Origin of the sequence: Ensifer sp. 2TAB8 (assembly GCF_052115125.1) — a bacterium.
Lineage (GTDB): Bacteria > Pseudomonadota > Alphaproteobacteria > Rhizobiales > Rhizobiaceae > Ensifer.
In genome coordinates this window covers 1-14,769 of record NZ_JBFRGB010000014.1, presented here as the reverse complement: position 1 = coordinate 14,769, position 14,769 = coordinate 1, and the positions used below count along the sequence as shown (strand labels likewise).

15 protein-coding genes are annotated in these 14,769 nt (G+C 63.7%); 7 read left to right on the top strand and 8 right to left on the bottom strand.

Annotated features, from left to right (window positions below; all coding sequences use genetic code 11):
* Window positions 1-4: 4 nt before the first annotated feature.
* Window positions 5-454 carry a host attachment protein gene (locus tag AB4Z53_RS21815; protein WP_291156966.1) on the bottom strand — a complete coding sequence of 150 codons (450 nt, stop codon included), beginning with the start codon at window positions 452-454 and terminating at the stop codon, window positions 5-7.
* Between the two features lie 128 nt (window positions 455-582).
* Window positions 583-1,257, bottom strand: coding sequence for a helix-turn-helix transcriptional regulator (locus tag AB4Z53_RS21810; RefSeq protein ID WP_441597695.1), 675 nt, complete (start codon window positions 1,255-1,257; stop codon window positions 583-585).
* An 82-nt stretch (window positions 1,258-1,339) separates the two neighbouring features.
* Between AB4Z53_RS21810 and AB4Z53_RS21805 the strand changes: the two genes are divergently transcribed.
* The 3 genes from AB4Z53_RS21805 to AB4Z53_RS21795 all read left to right on the top strand — a co-directional run bounded on the left by AB4Z53_RS21805 (window position 1,340) and on the right by AB4Z53_RS21795 (window position 4,715).
* Window positions 1,340-1,639, top strand: a complete 300-nt coding sequence (locus AB4Z53_RS21805) for a hypothetical protein (RefSeq protein WP_441597694.1) — start codon at window positions 1,340-1,342, stop codon at window positions 1,637-1,639.
* Between the two features lie 117 nt (window positions 1,640-1,756).
* A complete protein-coding gene (locus tag AB4Z53_RS21800; protein WP_441597693.1) occupies window positions 1,757-2,860 on the top strand; it encodes a DNA alkylation repair protein in 1,104 nt (367 codons plus the stop codon).
* Window positions 2,861-3,158: 298 nt separating this feature from the next.
* On the top strand, window positions 3,159-4,715 hold the full coding sequence (locus AB4Z53_RS21795; protein ID WP_441597692.1) for a DEAD/DEAH box helicase: 1,557 nt from the start codon (window positions 3,159-3,161) through the stop codon (window positions 4,713-4,715).
* Between the two features lie 111 nt (window positions 4,716-4,826).
* Here AB4Z53_RS21795 and AB4Z53_RS21790 read toward each other — a convergent pair whose 3' ends face one another.
* The 3 genes from AB4Z53_RS21790 to AB4Z53_RS21780 all read right to left on the bottom strand — a co-directional run bounded on the left by AB4Z53_RS21790 (window position 4,827) and on the right by AB4Z53_RS21780 (window position 7,295).
* Window positions 4,827-5,705: a DMT family transporter gene (locus AB4Z53_RS21790; protein ID WP_113535558.1), complete on the bottom strand. Its 879-nt coding sequence runs from the start codon at window positions 5,703-5,705 to the stop codon at window positions 4,827-4,829.
* A gap of 182 nt (window positions 5,706-5,887) precedes the next feature.
* Complete coding sequence (locus AB4Z53_RS21785) at window positions 5,888-6,343, bottom strand: GyrI-like domain-containing protein (RefSeq protein ID WP_223725196.1); 456 nt, start codon at window positions 6,341-6,343, stop codon at window positions 5,888-5,890.
* Window positions 6,344-6,425: 82 nt separating this feature from the next.
* Entirely contained in the window at window positions 6,426-7,295 is an 870-nt protein-coding gene (locus tag AB4Z53_RS21780) for a LysR family transcriptional regulator (protein WP_291156978.1), read from the bottom strand.
* An 81-nt stretch (window positions 7,296-7,376) separates the two neighbouring features.
* Here AB4Z53_RS21780 and AB4Z53_RS21775 point away from each other — a divergent pair, with 81 nt between their 5' ends.
* From AB4Z53_RS21775 to AB4Z53_RS21760, 4 genes are all read left to right on the top strand, one after another.
* On the top strand, window positions 7,377-8,459 hold the full coding sequence (locus AB4Z53_RS21775; RefSeq protein ID WP_441597691.1) for a YeiH family protein: 1,083 nt from the start codon (window positions 7,377-7,379) through the stop codon (window positions 8,457-8,459).
* A gap of 235 nt (window positions 8,460-8,694) precedes the next feature.
* A complete protein-coding gene (locus AB4Z53_RS21770; RefSeq protein WP_162768607.1) occupies window positions 8,695-10,089 on the top strand; it encodes a circularly permuted type 2 ATP-grasp protein in 1,395 nt (464 codons plus the stop codon).
* Between the two features lie 3 nt (window positions 10,090-10,092).
* The gene (locus AB4Z53_RS21765; RefSeq protein ID WP_291156980.1) at window positions 10,093-11,031 is read left to right on the top strand and encodes an alpha-E domain-containing protein; all 939 of its coding nucleotides are present in this window, start codon (window positions 10,093-10,095) and stop codon (window positions 11,029-11,031) included.
* A gap of 16 nt (window positions 11,032-11,047) precedes the next feature.
* Complete coding sequence (locus AB4Z53_RS21760; protein WP_291156982.1) at window positions 11,048-11,878, top strand: transglutaminase family protein; 831 nt, start codon at window positions 11,048-11,050, stop codon at window positions 11,876-11,878.
* A gap of 92 nt (window positions 11,879-11,970) precedes the next feature.
* On the opposite strand, the gene AB4Z53_RS21755 is transcribed toward AB4Z53_RS21760, so the two are convergent.
* From AB4Z53_RS21755 to AB4Z53_RS21745, 3 genes are all read right to left on the bottom strand, one after another.
* Window positions 11,971-12,573, bottom strand: coding sequence for a hypothetical protein (locus AB4Z53_RS21755; RefSeq protein ID WP_291156984.1), 603 nt, complete (start codon window positions 12,571-12,573; stop codon window positions 11,971-11,973).
* A gap of 237 nt (window positions 12,574-12,810) precedes the next feature.
* Entirely contained in the window at window positions 12,811-14,556 is a 1,746-nt protein-coding gene (gene araD / locus AB4Z53_RS21750; protein ID WP_291156986.1) for an L-arabinonate dehydratase, read from the bottom strand.
* A 54-nt stretch (window positions 14,557-14,610) separates the two neighbouring features.
* Window positions 14,611-14,769, bottom strand: a 159-nt coding sequence (locus AB4Z53_RS21745; RefSeq protein ID WP_441597761.1) for an aldehyde dehydrogenase family protein, incomplete at its 5' end; no start/stop codon positions are given.

The window sequence follows — 14,769 nt, the reverse complement described above, 5'->3', positions numbered from 1 at the left end:
TGGCTTAGGGGAACACCGCGGCTCGCGCCGTTGCGATCAATTGCTCCGTGGAGGCGGCGACGCAGTTGCGGTCGATCTCGGCGACGGTCCGCTCCCGAACATGCGCGGAGAGCTGCTTCCTGAGATCCCCAAGGGTCCTCGGCGCAGCGCAGATCACCAGGCTGTCGAACGCCTGGTTGGCCGCGTAGCCTTCCAGCTTTTCGGCCACGTCGGCGACGAAGCGCTGCTGTTCCTCGCGAACAGGATCGCTCTTGTATTCCATGGCCGAGCGGCCGTGCCCGACGGACGAATGTGACCGACCCGGCTTGTCGGCCATGATGTCCTGAACGCGCTTCGGTTCGGTGTGAAAGGTCTCCTCCTCCGGCCGCTGGCGGTCCTCCTTCAACAGATTCACGCCCTTGACGATGCGCGCGGTGTTACCATCCGCGGCCAGTATCCAAGTCCGGTTTTGCACGATTGTCTCCCAGTGAAAGGTGTGGATCGCGAGGGGTCATAGAAACCCTGTAAAGGAAACGGATGAACAGCGATCCGGTTCCATAGAAAGCAAGCCGCGGTGATGATTGTTTGACCGCGACGCCCCGATCACATCCGCGCGATATAGGCCTCGAAGCTACGCTCCGGAGTCACCTCGTAGCGTTCGCGCTCGACGTGAAGCGCGCTGATCCTGTCAACCCGGAAATCCCGGAAGTCCGACCTCAGCTCGCACCAGCCCGTCAGCAACCAGAAGTGTCCGAAGACACTGAGGCCAAGCGGCCAGATGGTGCGCTCGGAAAGCTCGCTCTTGAGGCTCTCATACTCCAGGCGAAGCTTGCGACGCCCCGCGATCGCCAGCCGTATCTCGCCGAGCAGGACAGGCGGTTCCGGCTGAAGCGCTGAACGGAAGGCGCGAAGCGGCGCTGCCGTCAGCCGTTGCCGATGTTCGGGCGGCAAGCCATGGGCGATCTTCTCCATCGCCTCGCGCGCCGCCTGGGCAAGCCGTCCATCGCCCAGCATCTGGACGGCCCGGGCACCGAAGGCCAGAGCCTCGAGTTGCTCGAACGTGAAGGCGAGCGGCGGCGCATCGAATGCCTCGCGCAGCAGATAACCGACCCCGCGTTCGCCATCGATCGGCGCACCCGACGCGATCAGGTGCTCCATGTCCCGATAAATGGTGCGCTGGGCGACCTCCATCTTCTCGGCGATCTCGCGCGCCGTCATCACCCGGCCGGTGGCGCGCATGAGCTGGATGATGCGGAACAGCCGGTCGGCGGGCCTCATGGCAGGAACTCCAAAGATAATGGCCATAAGGCTGTCAGTTGCCCTGTGGTTAAGTCAAGCGGCATTCAACATGGAGCATGACATGACCACCAACAGCATCCTCGAACTTGCCGTCTGCATCGTCGCGGACAAGCCGGCAGCGGCCGAAGCGCGCAACCGGGCCATGCAGGCCGTTTCCCGCTATCCCGGCTTCGTTTCGTGGCGCGCGGCCGGCTCCTGCGAAACGCAGGGAATGGTTGCGGATCTCGTCGAGTGGGAAACGCTCGACGCCGCCAAATCGGCCGGCGAACGCGTCCGCGTCGATCCGGAGTTCGCCCCTTACATGGCGGCGATCAGCACGGTAATGCTGATGCAGCATTTCACCGTCGACCAACAGATCTGAGCAGACGGCGCGCGCACGGTTTTCCAGCCGCGTGCGGCGCTCACCGATAGAACTGATCGCGCTCACGCCTCGGGTCGGATCGATCCGCGACCACCGTGATCCCGGAGTACCCACGAGATGGCCGAGCCACTGAAGAACCTGCTGCATCCCGGCGTCGTCACCGCCATCGCCGATGAGCTCGGCCGCAATGCCGGCGGTTTCGACCGCAAGACGTTCCTGGCACTGGCGGGCGATGGCCTCGAGGCGCTGGAACTGATGCAGCGTTCGCTGCAAATCCGCGACGCGCTGGTCGAGAGCCTGCCGCAGCCTTTCGCGGAAGCTGCCGCCATCCTCGCGGCCAGCCTTCCCCAGAACGCGACCGCCGGTATCAGCGGCTGGGCGCTGCTGCCCGTCAGTCAGTACATCGCCCTGCGCGGCCTTGACGATTTCGACATTTCGCTGTCGCTGCTGCGGGCGCTGACGCCGCATTTCACCGCCGAGTTCGGCATTCGTGTCTTCATCGATCGCGACCAGGAGCGCGCCCTTGCCACGATCCGAAGCTGGACTGGTGATGCCAACCATCACGTCCGGCGGCTGGCGAGCGAAGGCACCCGCCCGCGCCTGCCCTGGGCGATGCGGCTGCCAAAACTCGTCCGCGACCCGCAACCGATCCTGCCGATCCTGACGGCCCTCCTCGACGACCCGGAGGACTACGTGCGCCGTTCGGTTGCCAACAGCCTCAACGACATCGCCAAGGATCATCCCGACCAGGTGGCGGCCTTCGTCGCTAAACATATCGACGATGCCTCGCCGGAGCGCCGCCAGCTGTTGCGCCACGCCTCGCGCACACTTCTGAAGCAGGGGCATGCGGCAGCACTCTCGAATTTCGGCTTTGCCGCCCCCTCGGGTATCGATGCGCATCTTTCCCTGGACCGTTCCGAAATCGTGCTCGGCGAAAGCCTCGGTCTGCGCCTTACGATCAGCCATCGGGCCAAAACCAGCCAGAAGATGATGATCGATTACGCCGTCCACCACCGCAAAGCCAATGGTACGACCGCTCCCAAGGTTTTCAAGTGGACGTCGGCAACGCTGGAGCCGGGCGCCACGATCAGCATTGAAAAGCGCCACGCGATCCGCCCGATCACAACCCGCCGCTACTATCCCGGCGCCCATCGCGTGGTGATCCTCGTCAACGGGAAGGAGGCGGCGGGCGTCGATTTCGAGTTGTCGGTGGCCGACTAGCCTCCCCTCATTTCGCACCTGCGAAAAGATGGACCTTGACTTTTGGGGCCAAAACGACGACATGGTGCCCAGCGTCACCTTCCGGCCGCCGCGTGAGCGCGCCCTCGGCAACACAGAAAGCCGTGAAGAAGGAAAAGCGCACCCATACGCCCAATGCGGCGACAGCACAGGCGCTTGACGACTTTTTTCTTAACCCACAAGTTCCCAATTCACGCGGGGTTCTTGACGCCGAACGACACCGGAACAGCAGACTGCGGTTCCGGCGAATGCGTTTGGCGCCCCCAAAAGGTATATGCATTTGTCCACCTTTAAAGATCTTGGTCTTTCTGAACACATTCTGGAGACCCTGTCTGCCAACGGCTTCGAAAAGCCGACGCCGATCCAGGCGCAGGCTATTCCGCTGGTGTTGAAGGGCAACGACCTGATCGGTCTCGCGCAGACCGGCACCGGCAAGACCGCCGCCTTCGGCCTGCCGATGATCGAAAAACTCGTTGCTGAAGGCCGACGTCCGGACCCGCGCAACATTCGTGCCCTGGTGCTCGCGCCGACCCGCGAACTGGTCAACCAGATCGCAGCCAACCTCAAGCTGTTCGTCAAGAAGTCCCCGCTGAAGATCGGCGTTGTCGTCGGCGGCGTCTCGATCAACAAGCAGACGGAACAGCTCGCCCGCGGCGTCGACATCCTGGTCGCAACCCCGGGCCGCCTGCTCGATCTCGTCAACCGCAAGGCCGTGACGCTGACGCAAGGGCGCTACCTCGTGCTCGACGAGGCCGACCAGATGCTCGACCTCGGCTTCATCCATGACCTGCGCAAGATTTCCAAGCTGGTGCCGAAGAACCGCCAGACGCTGCTCTTCTCGGCCACCATGCCGAAGCAGATCGCCGAACTTGCCGGCGAGTACCTCACCAACCCGGTCAAGGTCGAAGTCACGCCTCCGGGCAAGGCGGCCGACAAGGTCGAACAGTATGTTCACTTCGTTCCCGGCAAGGACCTGAAGACGACCATCCTCAAGAAGACCCTCACCGAGAACCCGGACGGCCTGTCTTTGATCTTCAGCCGCACCAAGCATGGCGCCGAAAAGCTGATGAAGCACCTCGACCACGTCGGCTTCAAGGCTGCCTCGATCCACGGCAACAAGAGCCAGGGCCAGCGCGAGCGCGCGCTCAAGGCCTTCCGTGACGGCGAAATCCGCGTGCTCGTGGCAACCGACGTCGCCGCCCGCGGCATCGACATCCCCGGCGTCACCCACGTCTACAACTACGACCTGCCGGAAGTGCCCGACGCCTATGTTCACCGCATCGGCCGTACCGCGCGCGCCGGCCGCGACGGCATCGCGATCGCCTTCTGCGCACCGGACGAAATCCGCCTGCTGCGCGACATCGAGAAGCTGATGGGCATCAACATCGCTGTTGCCAGCGGCGAGGCACCGGCCGACCAGGCGCGTCCGTCCAAGGGCCGCAGCGGCCGCGGCAACAACGGCGCCGGCCATCGCAAGGGCAATGGCGGCGGCCAGCACCAGAACGGCGGCCGTCCTGCGCGCCGTGAGCGCCCCGCCGGCGAACCGGTTGCCGCCACCAGCGGCTTCACCGGCGACGACCTGCTGCGCGACGAACGCCGCCCGCAGAAGCAGGAGCGCCGCGACCACCGTGCCGCAGGCCATCCGCACCAGGACGGGCGCGGCGAAGGCAACCGCAACCACGAAGGCAAGAAGCACCATGGTCGCCCCGGCCAGAAGCAGGGCGAACGGCGTGACCGCAACCAGGGTGCCCGCAACGAGAACCGTGGCGGCGAGCGCCGCGACGGCGGCCAGGGCATGCGCCGCGGTGCTGGCGGCAATCGCGGCCACCAGGGCTAAGCCTCTTCAAACAAAAAAGAACGGCGGGTCGTTTTTTCGGCCCGCCGTTTTCGTTTTTGGTTTCTCGCATGTCGTGATCGCAAACCGCCGCACGCTTTTGCGCGGCACGGTTTACGCCTGCGGCTTGCGGTTGGTGAGATAGACGCCGGCAACGGCGATCACGGTTCCGATGATCATCGGCAGGGTCAGCGCCTCGCCGAAGAAGATTGCCGCCTGCACCGCGGCAAGCGGCGGCACGAGATAGATCAGCGACGCCGCGCGCGACACCTGCCCGCGCCGGATCAAATAAAGCAGCAGCGCGATCGCCCCCATCGAGAGCCCCAGCACCGACCAGGCAAGAGACAACGCGATCTGGAGGTTCCAGGTCACGTGCAGGTCTTCCAGCATCAACGCCAGCGGAATGGTGACGATCAGCGCGCCGAGATATTGCAGCGCTGCGATGGTGCGAATGTCGCCACTCTGCAGATGGCGCTTCTGGTAGAGCGTGCCATAGGTGACGGCACCCATGCCGAGCACGTTGATGATGACCGGCAAGAAGTGCACCGGTGTCGCCCCCGTGTCGATCGCCAGCACCTTCGGCAACACGGCAAGGGCTATGCCGAAGAAGCCGAGCACCAGCCCGAGCTTCTGCTGCATGCTCAGGCGCTCGTCGATGACGAAGGCTGCGGCGACTGCGGTCATCAGCGGCTGCAGGCCGGCAATGATACCGGAGATCCCGGCCGGGACCCCCTCGCCGATCGCCCACCAGACGGACGCGAGATAGAGCCCGTGCAGGAACATGCCCGACACCACGGCGTGGCCCGCCATCGACCAGGACTTTGGCCAGCGGGCGCCGGTGGCGATGCAAAACAGAATGAAGAGCACGATCGCCAGCGTGTAGCGCAGCACCAGAAAGGTGAGCGGATCGGCGTAGGCCGCGGCATATTTTGCGACGACCCAGCCGGTCGACCAGAGCAGAACGAAGATGGCGGGAGCCAGGCGGGCGAGCATGATGGGCCTATCGGGATGACGGTGGCGATGGACAAAGCAGCGCAGCGCGCCTTCCGGAATGGCTCCAGCCGCTGTAACACTTTGATCTGCCGCAGATTTCGGCCCAAATCCTCGGATTTAAGCACACATGCAAGTATCCGCGGCCGCATTGATGGTCAAAGCAATTTTTCTGATGGCAAGCATCAGCCGATCGGCACCATCAGCCTGAGCGAGGAAAGCGACAGCGAGACGAACCCGGCCTCGTACTCCTCGCGATAGTGCAGCAAGGCGGTGTCGACCGCATGGCCCTCAGCCGCGATCCAGTCGAACATTCTCTGGTAATGCGCGAAGACGTCGCCGCTATCAGGGTGATGCAGGGCGGTGACGAAACGCATGGCCGGCAAGTCGACATGTCCCGGATGGACCGTCGTCTCGGCCTTGTCCGACACATAGCCGACGAGATAGCGGAAGCCATCCGGGCGGTCGTTCCAGGAAAGGCCGACCAGGGCTCCATGGTCCCTGGGGTGGAGGCGCCTGTGATGCTCCTGCATCTCGGCGATCAGCCGACGCACCGCGCCATCGGCTGCCTCGCCAAAGGTTCCTTCCCAGAAGGCGCCCGCAATACGCTCAGCGGGTCTTTCCACGATTTCGAACGCCATGATTACCTCATCAACCGGAGGATCCTGAAGCGATTGCCTGGTTCTCCTGCTCCGCGATCGCAGCAGCAGAACGGAATTGGGCTCAAAGCAGTTCCACGAAGGCGCGCGCCGCGTGGCTGAACTGCCTCTCGCGATGGGTCAGCAGCTCGAAGCTGCGCTCCGCCAGCTCGAAAGGCAACTCGATCAACCGGCCGCTATCAACGAAGGGTTGGGCAGCGAGCCGGGACACCGCCGTCACGAAGGGTCCACTCCCCACCGCCGTCAGTACCGCTTCATTCGAGGGCAGTTCGAGCTCGACCCTGAGCCGGTCGAGGTCTGCTCCGTGATCCTCCATCGACTGCAGGAACATCGCCCGCGTACCGGAGCCTTCTTCGCGCAGCACCCAGCGCGCCGCAAGCAGCATCTCCAGATCGACCGGCGCGCCGACGAGCGGATGGGAGGGCGAAGCATAGACGGCGATACGATCGACCGCGACGCGGCGGTGGTCGAGCTTGGCGCCATCGACCCGGCCCTCCACGAAGCCGAGCTGTGCTGTCCCCTCCTCCACTGCCTCGGCAACCACGGCCGTATTGCGCACGGTGAGTTTCACGTCCACCTGGGGATAGTCATGGGTGAAGCGGGCGAGGCGCGCCGGCAACCAGTAGCTTGCGACCGTCTGGCTGGCGGCAATCGAGAGTTCGCCGCGGCGAAGCTGCGAGAGATCGCGCAGGCAGGCGGTGGCGGCCGCTGCCCGAGCGAGCACCGCCTTTGCCTCCGGCAGGAAGACCTTGCCGGCATCGGTGAGCGTGAGCCCGCGGCCAACGCGATCGAACAACCGCACGTCGTGCTGGGTCTCGAGCGCGGCGATAGCAGCACTTGCCGCCGACTGGGTGACGTTCATCGCCTCGGCGGCTTTGGTCATGTGCAGGCGCTCGGCGACCGCGACGAAGATTCTAAGCTGATCGAGTGTCATGGCAGATCAATCTCAAAAATCGATCAGAATGACAAGAATAATCCGTTAGACTGATTCATGGATCGGCGTAGGTTGCACGCCATGTCCAGATTGCATTCCACACTCCACTCCTCATTTTCCTCCTTCTTTTCCCGCATGACGTGCATTCTTCCGGGACTTTTCCTCTGCTGTCTCGTCGCGCTCGCAGCCATCGGCCTTGAGTGGATCGAGTGGCACTGGACGGGACGGGCCTGGCTGGAAGCCCTCGTTCTTGCCATTCTGCTGGGCGCCATCGTCCGCACACTCTGGACACCCGGCAACTGCTTCCTCTCCGGCATCCACTTCTCTGCGAAGATCCTGCTGGAAACCGCAATCGTCCTGATCGGCGCAATGCTGAGCTTCGATGCGATCGCCGCGAGCGGACCGACCCTGCTCGTCACCATCGTCATCATGGTAATGCTGTCGATCTCCACCGGTTATCTGATCGCACGCATGCTCGGCCTGCCGAAACGCCTGGCGACGCTGATCGCCTGCGGCAACGCCATTTGCGGCAACTCCGCCATAGCCGCCGTTGCGCCGGCGATCGGCGCACGCGGCGAAGAGGTCGCAGCCGCCATCTCCTTCACCGCCATTCTCGGCATCGCCGTCGTCCTGTCTCTGCCGTTCGTTGGCGGCTGGCTCGGCATGACGCCGCAGGGCTACGGCGTCTTTGCCGGCATGACCGTCTACGCCGTGCCGCAGGTGCTGGCAGCGGCCAGCCCCTTCAGTTCGCTCTCGGTCCAGGTGGGCACGCTCGTCAAGCTCGTGCGCGTGCTGATGCTCGGCCCCGTCGTCTTCTGTTTCTCGTTGATCGGCGGCCGCAATGCCGACATCGAACCGCTGCCGGGCAAATGCCGGAAAGCCGGACGGTTTGCTGCCATCGCCCACTTCGTTCCCTGGTTCATCCTCGGCTTCCTGGCGGTGGCCGTTGCCCGCAACAGCGGCGCAATCCCCGATGTCGTTGCAACCGGCGCCGTGAAGGTCTCCACCTGGCTGACCGTCATCGCCATGGCCGCCCTTGGCCTGGAGGTGGACATCCGCACGCTCGCCAATGCCGGCCCGCGCGCCAGTGCCGCCGCCCTGCTCTCGCTTCTCGTGCTCTGCATCCTTTCGGCACTCGCGATCGCCTGCCTCGGCCTCGGATAGCACCGGGAACCCACGCTCAATTTTAGAGCACGTGCATATTTTGTAGCCGCTCGTCCGCCGCGGCCTTCGCCGGCCAGACGCCGGTGCCGCGTTGTTGGGCAGTTTTTGCCGCGAATAGGCGCCTGGATCGGTGCCAACTTTCTTTTCGGGCGACTGAGCACGCTTCTTGCATTGCAACCAGCGTTGTACTCAAATGGTCAAAAATAAGGGGACCACGCCTTTGGCATTTGACGAAATGATGAATGCGGACAGCAGTCCGCGCCAACCATATTCGACCTATCATGATTGGTATGCCAGCCAGGACAGAAATCGGCTCATAGCGAAATCCAAAGAAGCCGAGAACATATTCCGGAAAACCGGCATCACCTTCGCGGTCTACGGACACGCAGACAGCTCCGAAAAACTCATCCCCTTCGACCTCATCCCCCGCATTATTTCCGGCCGCGAATGGCGCAAGCTCGCCCAGGGCATCGAACAGCGGGTCATCGCGCTCAACGCCTTTCTCGACGACATCTACCACAAGCAGGAAATCATTCGCGCCGGCCGCATCCCGCGTGAACTGATCGAGAAGAACGTGGCCTTTCTGCCGCAGATGATCGGCTTTAGGCCGCCGGGCGGCGTCTACACCCACATCGTCGGCACCGATATCGTGCGCACCGGCGAAGACCAGTTCTACGTTCTCGAAGACAATGCGCGCACCCCGTCCGGTGTCAGCTACATGCTGGAAAACCGGGAAACGATGATGCAGATGTTCCCGGAGCTCTTCCATCAGAACCGCGTGCGCCCGGTCGAGAACTATCCTTATCTCCTGCGCCAGAGCCTCGCTTCGCTCGCCCCTCCCGGCTGTAGCGGCAAGCCCCGCGTCGCCGTGCTGACCCCCGGCATCTACAATTCCGCCTACTACGAACACGCCTTCCTTGCCGACCAGATGGGCGTCGAGCTCGTCGAGGGCTCGGACCTGCGCGTCATCGACGGCAAGGTGAAGATGCGCACCACCCGCGGCTACGAGGCGATCGACGTGCTCTACCGCCGCGTCGACGACGACTTCCTCGATCCGCTCACCTTCCGCCCGGATTCGGCACTCGGCATTCCCGGCATCATGGATGTCTACCGCGCCGGCAACATCACCATCGCCAATGCGCCCGGCACCGGGATCTCGGACGACAAGGCGATCTATTCCTACATGCCCGAGATCGTCGAGTTCTATACCGGCCGCAAGCCGCTGCTCGAAAACGTGCCCACCTGGCGCTGCTCCGAGCCACAGAGCCTGAAATACGTGCTCGAACATCTGGAAGAACTGGTGGTCAAGGAAGTCCACGGCTCCGGCGGCTACGGCATGCTCGTCGGACCGACGGCGACGAAGAGGGAGCGCGCGGTCTTCGCTGAAAAACTGAAGGCCCGCCCCACCAACTACATCGCCCAGCCGACGCTCTCCCTCTCCACCGTACCGATCTTGGTCAACAAGGGTATCGCGCCACGGCACGTCGACCTTCGCCCCTATGTCCTCGTCTCCGACAAGGTCCAGATCATCCCCGGCGGCCTGACGCGCGTGGCGCTGAAAGCCGGTTCGCTCGTCGTGAACTCCAGCCAGGGCGGCGGGACCAAGGATACCTGGGTGCTGGAGGACTGAGAGATGCTGGGAAGAACTGCAAACGGTCTCTACTGGATGTTCCGCTATATCGAGCGGGCGGAAAACAGCGCCCGGCTGATCGATGCCGGCCTGCGCATGGCTTTGACCCGCAGCGAGGCAACCGAGGGCGATTGGGACGGCGTGCTGCAAAGTGCCGGTGTGCGCGAACTCTACGACGAGGTACACGATACGCTGACCAGCAGCGACGCGATCGACTTCCTGCTGCGCGACCGGGCCAACCCGTCAAGCGTCATGTCCTGCATCGAGGCGGGACGTCACAATGCCCGAATGGTGCGCACGGCACTTACCCGCGAAACCTGGGAAGCCACCAACGAGTGCTATCTCGAGATGAAGGCGATGCTCTCGAAGAAGGCGCGTCCGACCGACATGCCGGAGATCATCGACACGATCAAGCGCCGCGCCGGTCTGATCCGCGGCGCCTTCCATGGCACGATGCTTCGAAACGAGATCTTCAACTTCTCGCGCATCGGCACCTTCATCGAAAGGGCCGACAACACCGCCCGCATCCTCGACGTAAAGTACTACGTGCTGCTGCCGGCAGTCGCTGCCGTCGGCTCGTCGATGGACAATGTGCAGTGGGAATCGATCCTGCGCTCGGTCTCGGCGCACCGCGCCTATGGCTGGGTCTATGACGCCGAGCTTCGTCCCGCCAACATCGCCGACTTCCTGATTTCCAACGGCCGCATGCCGCGCTCGCTGGCCTATTGCTACGAAAAGATCGCCAGCAACCTCGGCTATCTCGAACGGGAATACGGCGAACGCCACGCCGCCCATGACACCGCCGACCGCACGCTCGCATCGCTGCGCAGCCAGTCGATCAAGGACATCATGGACCAGGGGCTGCACGAGTATCTGGAAGACTTCATCAGCCACAACAACCGTCTGGGACAGGAAATCTCCGACGGCTATCGTTTCAACTGAGTTTCGGGAGGACAGCATGCACCTGAAAATCAGCCACACGACCGAATACCATTACGACGAAGCCGTGCAGTATGCGTTGCAGCGCCTGCGGCTGACGCCCCTGACTCAGGTGGGCCAGACCGTGCTCGGCTGGGAGACCCTCGTCGATGGCGCCGCGATCGAAGTGAGCTACGACGACCACTTCGGCAACCGGGTTCACCTCGTCAGCGTCGACGGCGACCGCGAGGCGATCCGCATCACCGCGTCCGGCGAGGTTCACACCGAGGACCGCGCCGGCGTTTTCGGACCGCACCAGTCCTATGTGCCGCTCTGGCTCTATGCCCGCGAGACGCCTTTGACCAAGGCGGGCAAGCTCATCCGCGAACTGGCGAAATCCGCCGAGGGCGATACCGACCTCGCCCGTATGCACGCGCTCATGGGAACGATCCACGAAGCGGTGGAATACAAACCCGGCGAGACCCACGCGGAAACGACGGCCGAGGATGCGCTGGAAAGCGGCAGCGGCGTCTGCCAGGACCACGCCCATATCCTGATCGCGGCAGCGCGCTCGCTCGATCTGCCGGCGCGCTACATTTCGGGCTATCTGATGATGGAAGGCCAGCCGGACCAGACGGCGAGCCATGCCTGGGCCGAAATTCATTTGAACGGCCTCGGCTGGGTCGGCTTCGACGCCGCCAACAAGATCTGCCCCGACGACCGCTATGTGCGCGTTGCCTCGGGCCTCTGCTATCGCGATGCGGCCCCGATCTCCGGGCTCATCCATGGCGAAGCCAAGGAGACGCTGAGGGTCTCGGTGACGGTCGAGCAGCAGCACGGCCAGAGTCAGAGCCAGTCGCAAAGCCAGTAGTCTCTGCGTCAGGGACCTTGGCGATGGGGCGCAATCGACGCCCCATCGCAAGTTGGCAACCCGCCACAACGCCAAGCCGCCAACGCTTGTCCCTAGCGCGAGGCGCTCGCCTGCAGGATGCGGCAGAGCGAAACCAGTCCGCTGTCATAGCCGCCGCTGACGACATCGCGGCATCGCTTGATCAGCTTGACCCGTTCTGCACTCGACAGGCCGTTGAAGGCCGAAAGCGAGGCGCCGGGCGAAACCGCCCCGCCGGAACTGCCACCGGCGCCGCCACCGGTGCTGCCGCTGCCGGCGTTGACGTTGAGGCCGGCCGTCAGGCCACGTCGGCCACCGACACTGGCGTCAACCGAAGCGTCGAGCCCGTTGTCACCGCCAAGGGCGACATCGGCATCGGCGTTGATGCCGTTGCTGCCCCCGACGCTCGCCTGCGCATCAGCCTTCACGCCGCGCGGACCGCCGACCGACGCATTGGCGTCCGTGTTGACGCCGCTGGCACCGCCAAGCGACGCATCGACGTCGGCATTCAGCCCATTCGAGCCTCCGAGGCCCGCATTGGCGTTGAGCCCGTTCGCTCCGCCGACGGACAGGCCGATACCGAGACCCCCGCGCTCCGCGCTTTGGGCATATACTGGCGCAGACAAAGCCACCGTCGCAAGAAGACCCAGCGACAACGCAAGAACATTCTTCCGCATGATCGTCCTCCTCTCAAGCTTAGGGCCAAAATGACCCTGACTAGGAGGAGACGTCGGAAGATCACGTCTGGTTGCGCGCGCTCTACCGCAAGTCGAAGGTTTTGCAGGTTGTAGATAATGCAATCCGAAGACGCGCAACGATTGCGCGTCTTTTTGAAACGACTGTCGTTCGTCCAGGTAAAAATGGAAATGCCGCACCGATAAAGCGGTGCGGCATCACACTTCGGCGAAGACTATTTAGTGACTGTCGCGGTTCATCGGAATTTCCGCGCCACGCGGGCCGACGAGGAAGTCCAGATCAGCACCCGTGTCAGCCTGCATAACCGTCTTGACGTAGAGGCCTCCATAGCCGCCACCAAGCGGCTTCACCGGCGACACCCAGGCCGCGCGGCGGCGGGCGAGTTCCTCGTCCGAAATGTCGAGGTGAATGCTGCGGGCCGGTACGTCGACGGCGATCATGTCGCCGTTTTGCACAAGCGCCAGCGGGCCGCCGTCGGCCGCTTCCGGTGCCGTGTGCAGGATGACCGTGCCATAGGCCGTACCGGACATGCGCGCATCGGAGATGCGGATCATGTCGGTGATACCCTTCTTCAGCACTTTCGGCGGCAAGCCCATGTTGCCGACCTCAGCCATGCCCGGATAACCCTTCGGGCCGCAATATTTCAGCACCATGACGCAGGTCTCGTCGATGTCGAGATCTTCGCTGTTGATGCGGGCGTGATAGTCCTCGATGCTCTCGAACACCACGGCGCGGCCCTTGTGCTGCATCAGATGCGGCGAAGCGGCGGAAGGCTTCAGCACGCAGCCCTTGGGCGCCAGATTGCCGCGCAGCACCGCGATGCCGCCGGACTTGGTCAGTGCCTTTTCGCGTGGCACGATCACGTCGTCATTATAGTTGACGACATCCTTGACGCCGTTCCAGATCGTGTCGCCGGTGACGGTCACAGCATCCTTGTGCAGGAGGCCCATTTCGCCGACGGCCTTGATCACGACCGGCAGACCGCCCGCATAGTAGAACTCCTCCATCAGGTACTTGCCCGATGGCTGCAGGTTGACGATCGTCGGCACGTCGCGGCCAAGACGATCCCAGTCATCGAGCGTCAGATCGACACTGATGCGGCCGGCAAGCGCCAGGAGATGCAGAACCGCGTTGGTCGAACCGCCGACGGCACCGTTGACGCGGATGGCGTTTTCGAAGGCCTCCTTGGTCAGGATATCCGAGGGTTTCAGATCCTCTTTCACCATGTCGACGATACGGCGGCCGGAGAGCTGGGAGATCACCCGGCGGCGCGCGTCGACGGCGGGGATCGCCGCATTGCCGGGAAGCGTCATGCCGAGCGCTTCGGCCATCGACGCCATGGTGGACGCCGTGCCCATGGTCATGCAGCTGCCAGCCGAACGGGCCATGCCCTGTTCTGCATCCATGAACTCTTCCAGCGACATCTCGCCGGACTTCACCATTTCCGAGAACTGCCAGATCGCCGTGCCGGAGCCGACATCCTTGCCGCGCCACTTGCCGTTCAGCATCGGGCCACCGGAAACGAGGATAACCGGGATATCGACGCTGGCAGCGCCCATCAGCAGGCTCGGCGTGGTCTTGTCGCAACCGCCGAGCAGCACGACGCCATCGACCGGATTGCCACGGATCGCCTCTTCGACGTCCATCGCCGCAAGATTGCGGAACATCATCGCCGTCGGACGCAGCGTGCTCTCGCCGACGGAGAACACCGGAAACTCGACCGGGAAGCCGCCAGCCTCGTAGACGCCGCGCTTCACCCGTTCCGCAAGGTCACGCAGATGCGCGTTGCACGGCGTCAGCTCCGACCAGGTGTTACAGATGCCGATGATCGGACGGCCGTCGAACGTGTCTGCCGGCAAGCCCTGGTTCTTCATCCAGGAGCGATGCATGATGGCATTCTTGCCCGTACCGCCGAACCAATCGTGCGAGCGCAACTTGCGCGGCCACTCAGCTTTCTTCTTCATCTTTTCCTTCCTTGAGCGGCCCGCATCGATCCCGCGGGCCCATGGACGGCGCCCTTAAGCCAGGGTGTAGGCCGTCTTGACGGTTGTGTAGAATTCGGCGGCGTAGCGGCCCTGCTCGCGCGAGCCGTGGGACGAGCCTTTGCGGCCGCCGAAGGGCACGTGGAAATCGACGCCCGCGGTCGGCAGGTTGACCATCACCATGCCGGCTTCCGC

Bases quoted from the DNA above. Each gene is read 5' to 3' on its own strand.
- AB4Z53_RS21810 (WP_441597695.1), bottom strand. From the start codon at position 1,257: ATGAGGCCCGCCGACCGGCTGTTCCGCATCATCCAGCTCATGCGCGCC.
- AB4Z53_RS21805 (WP_441597694.1), top strand. From the start codon at position 1,340: ATGACCACCAACAGCATCCTCGAACTTGCCGTCTGCATCGTCGCGGAC.
- AB4Z53_RS21800 (WP_441597693.1), top strand. From the start codon at position 1,757: ATGGCCGAGCCACTGAAGAACCTGCTGCATCCCGGCGTCGTCACCGCC.
- AB4Z53_RS21790 (WP_113535558.1), bottom strand. From the start codon at position 5,705: ATGCTCGCCCGCCTGGCTCCCGCCATCTTCGTTCTGCTCTGGTCGACC.
- AB4Z53_RS21785 (WP_223725196.1), bottom strand. From the start codon at position 6,343: ATGGCGTTCGAAATCGTGGAAAGACCCGCTGAGCGTATTGCGGGCGCC.
- AB4Z53_RS21780 (WP_291156978.1), bottom strand. From the start codon at position 7,295: ATGACACTCGATCAGCTTAGAATCTTCGTCGCGGTCGCCGAGCGCCTG.
- AB4Z53_RS21775 (WP_441597691.1), top strand. From the start codon at position 7,377: ATGTCCAGATTGCATTCCACACTCCACTCCTCATTTTCCTCCTTCTTT.
- AB4Z53_RS21770 (WP_162768607.1), top strand. From the start codon at position 8,695: ATGATGAATGCGGACAGCAGTCCGCGCCAACCATATTCGACCTATCAT.
- AB4Z53_RS21765 (WP_291156980.1), top strand. From the start codon at position 10,093: ATGCTGGGAAGAACTGCAAACGGTCTCTACTGGATGTTCCGCTATATC.
- AB4Z53_RS21760 (WP_291156982.1), top strand. From the start codon at position 11,048: ATGCACCTGAAAATCAGCCACACGACCGAATACCATTACGACGAAGCC.
- AB4Z53_RS21755 (WP_291156984.1), bottom strand. From the start codon at position 12,573: ATGCGGAAGAATGTTCTTGCGTTGTCGCTGGGTCTTCTTGCGACGGTG.
- araD (WP_291156986.1), bottom strand. From the start codon at position 14,556: ATGAAGAAGAAAGCTGAGTGGCCGCGCAAGTTGCGCTCGCACGATTGG.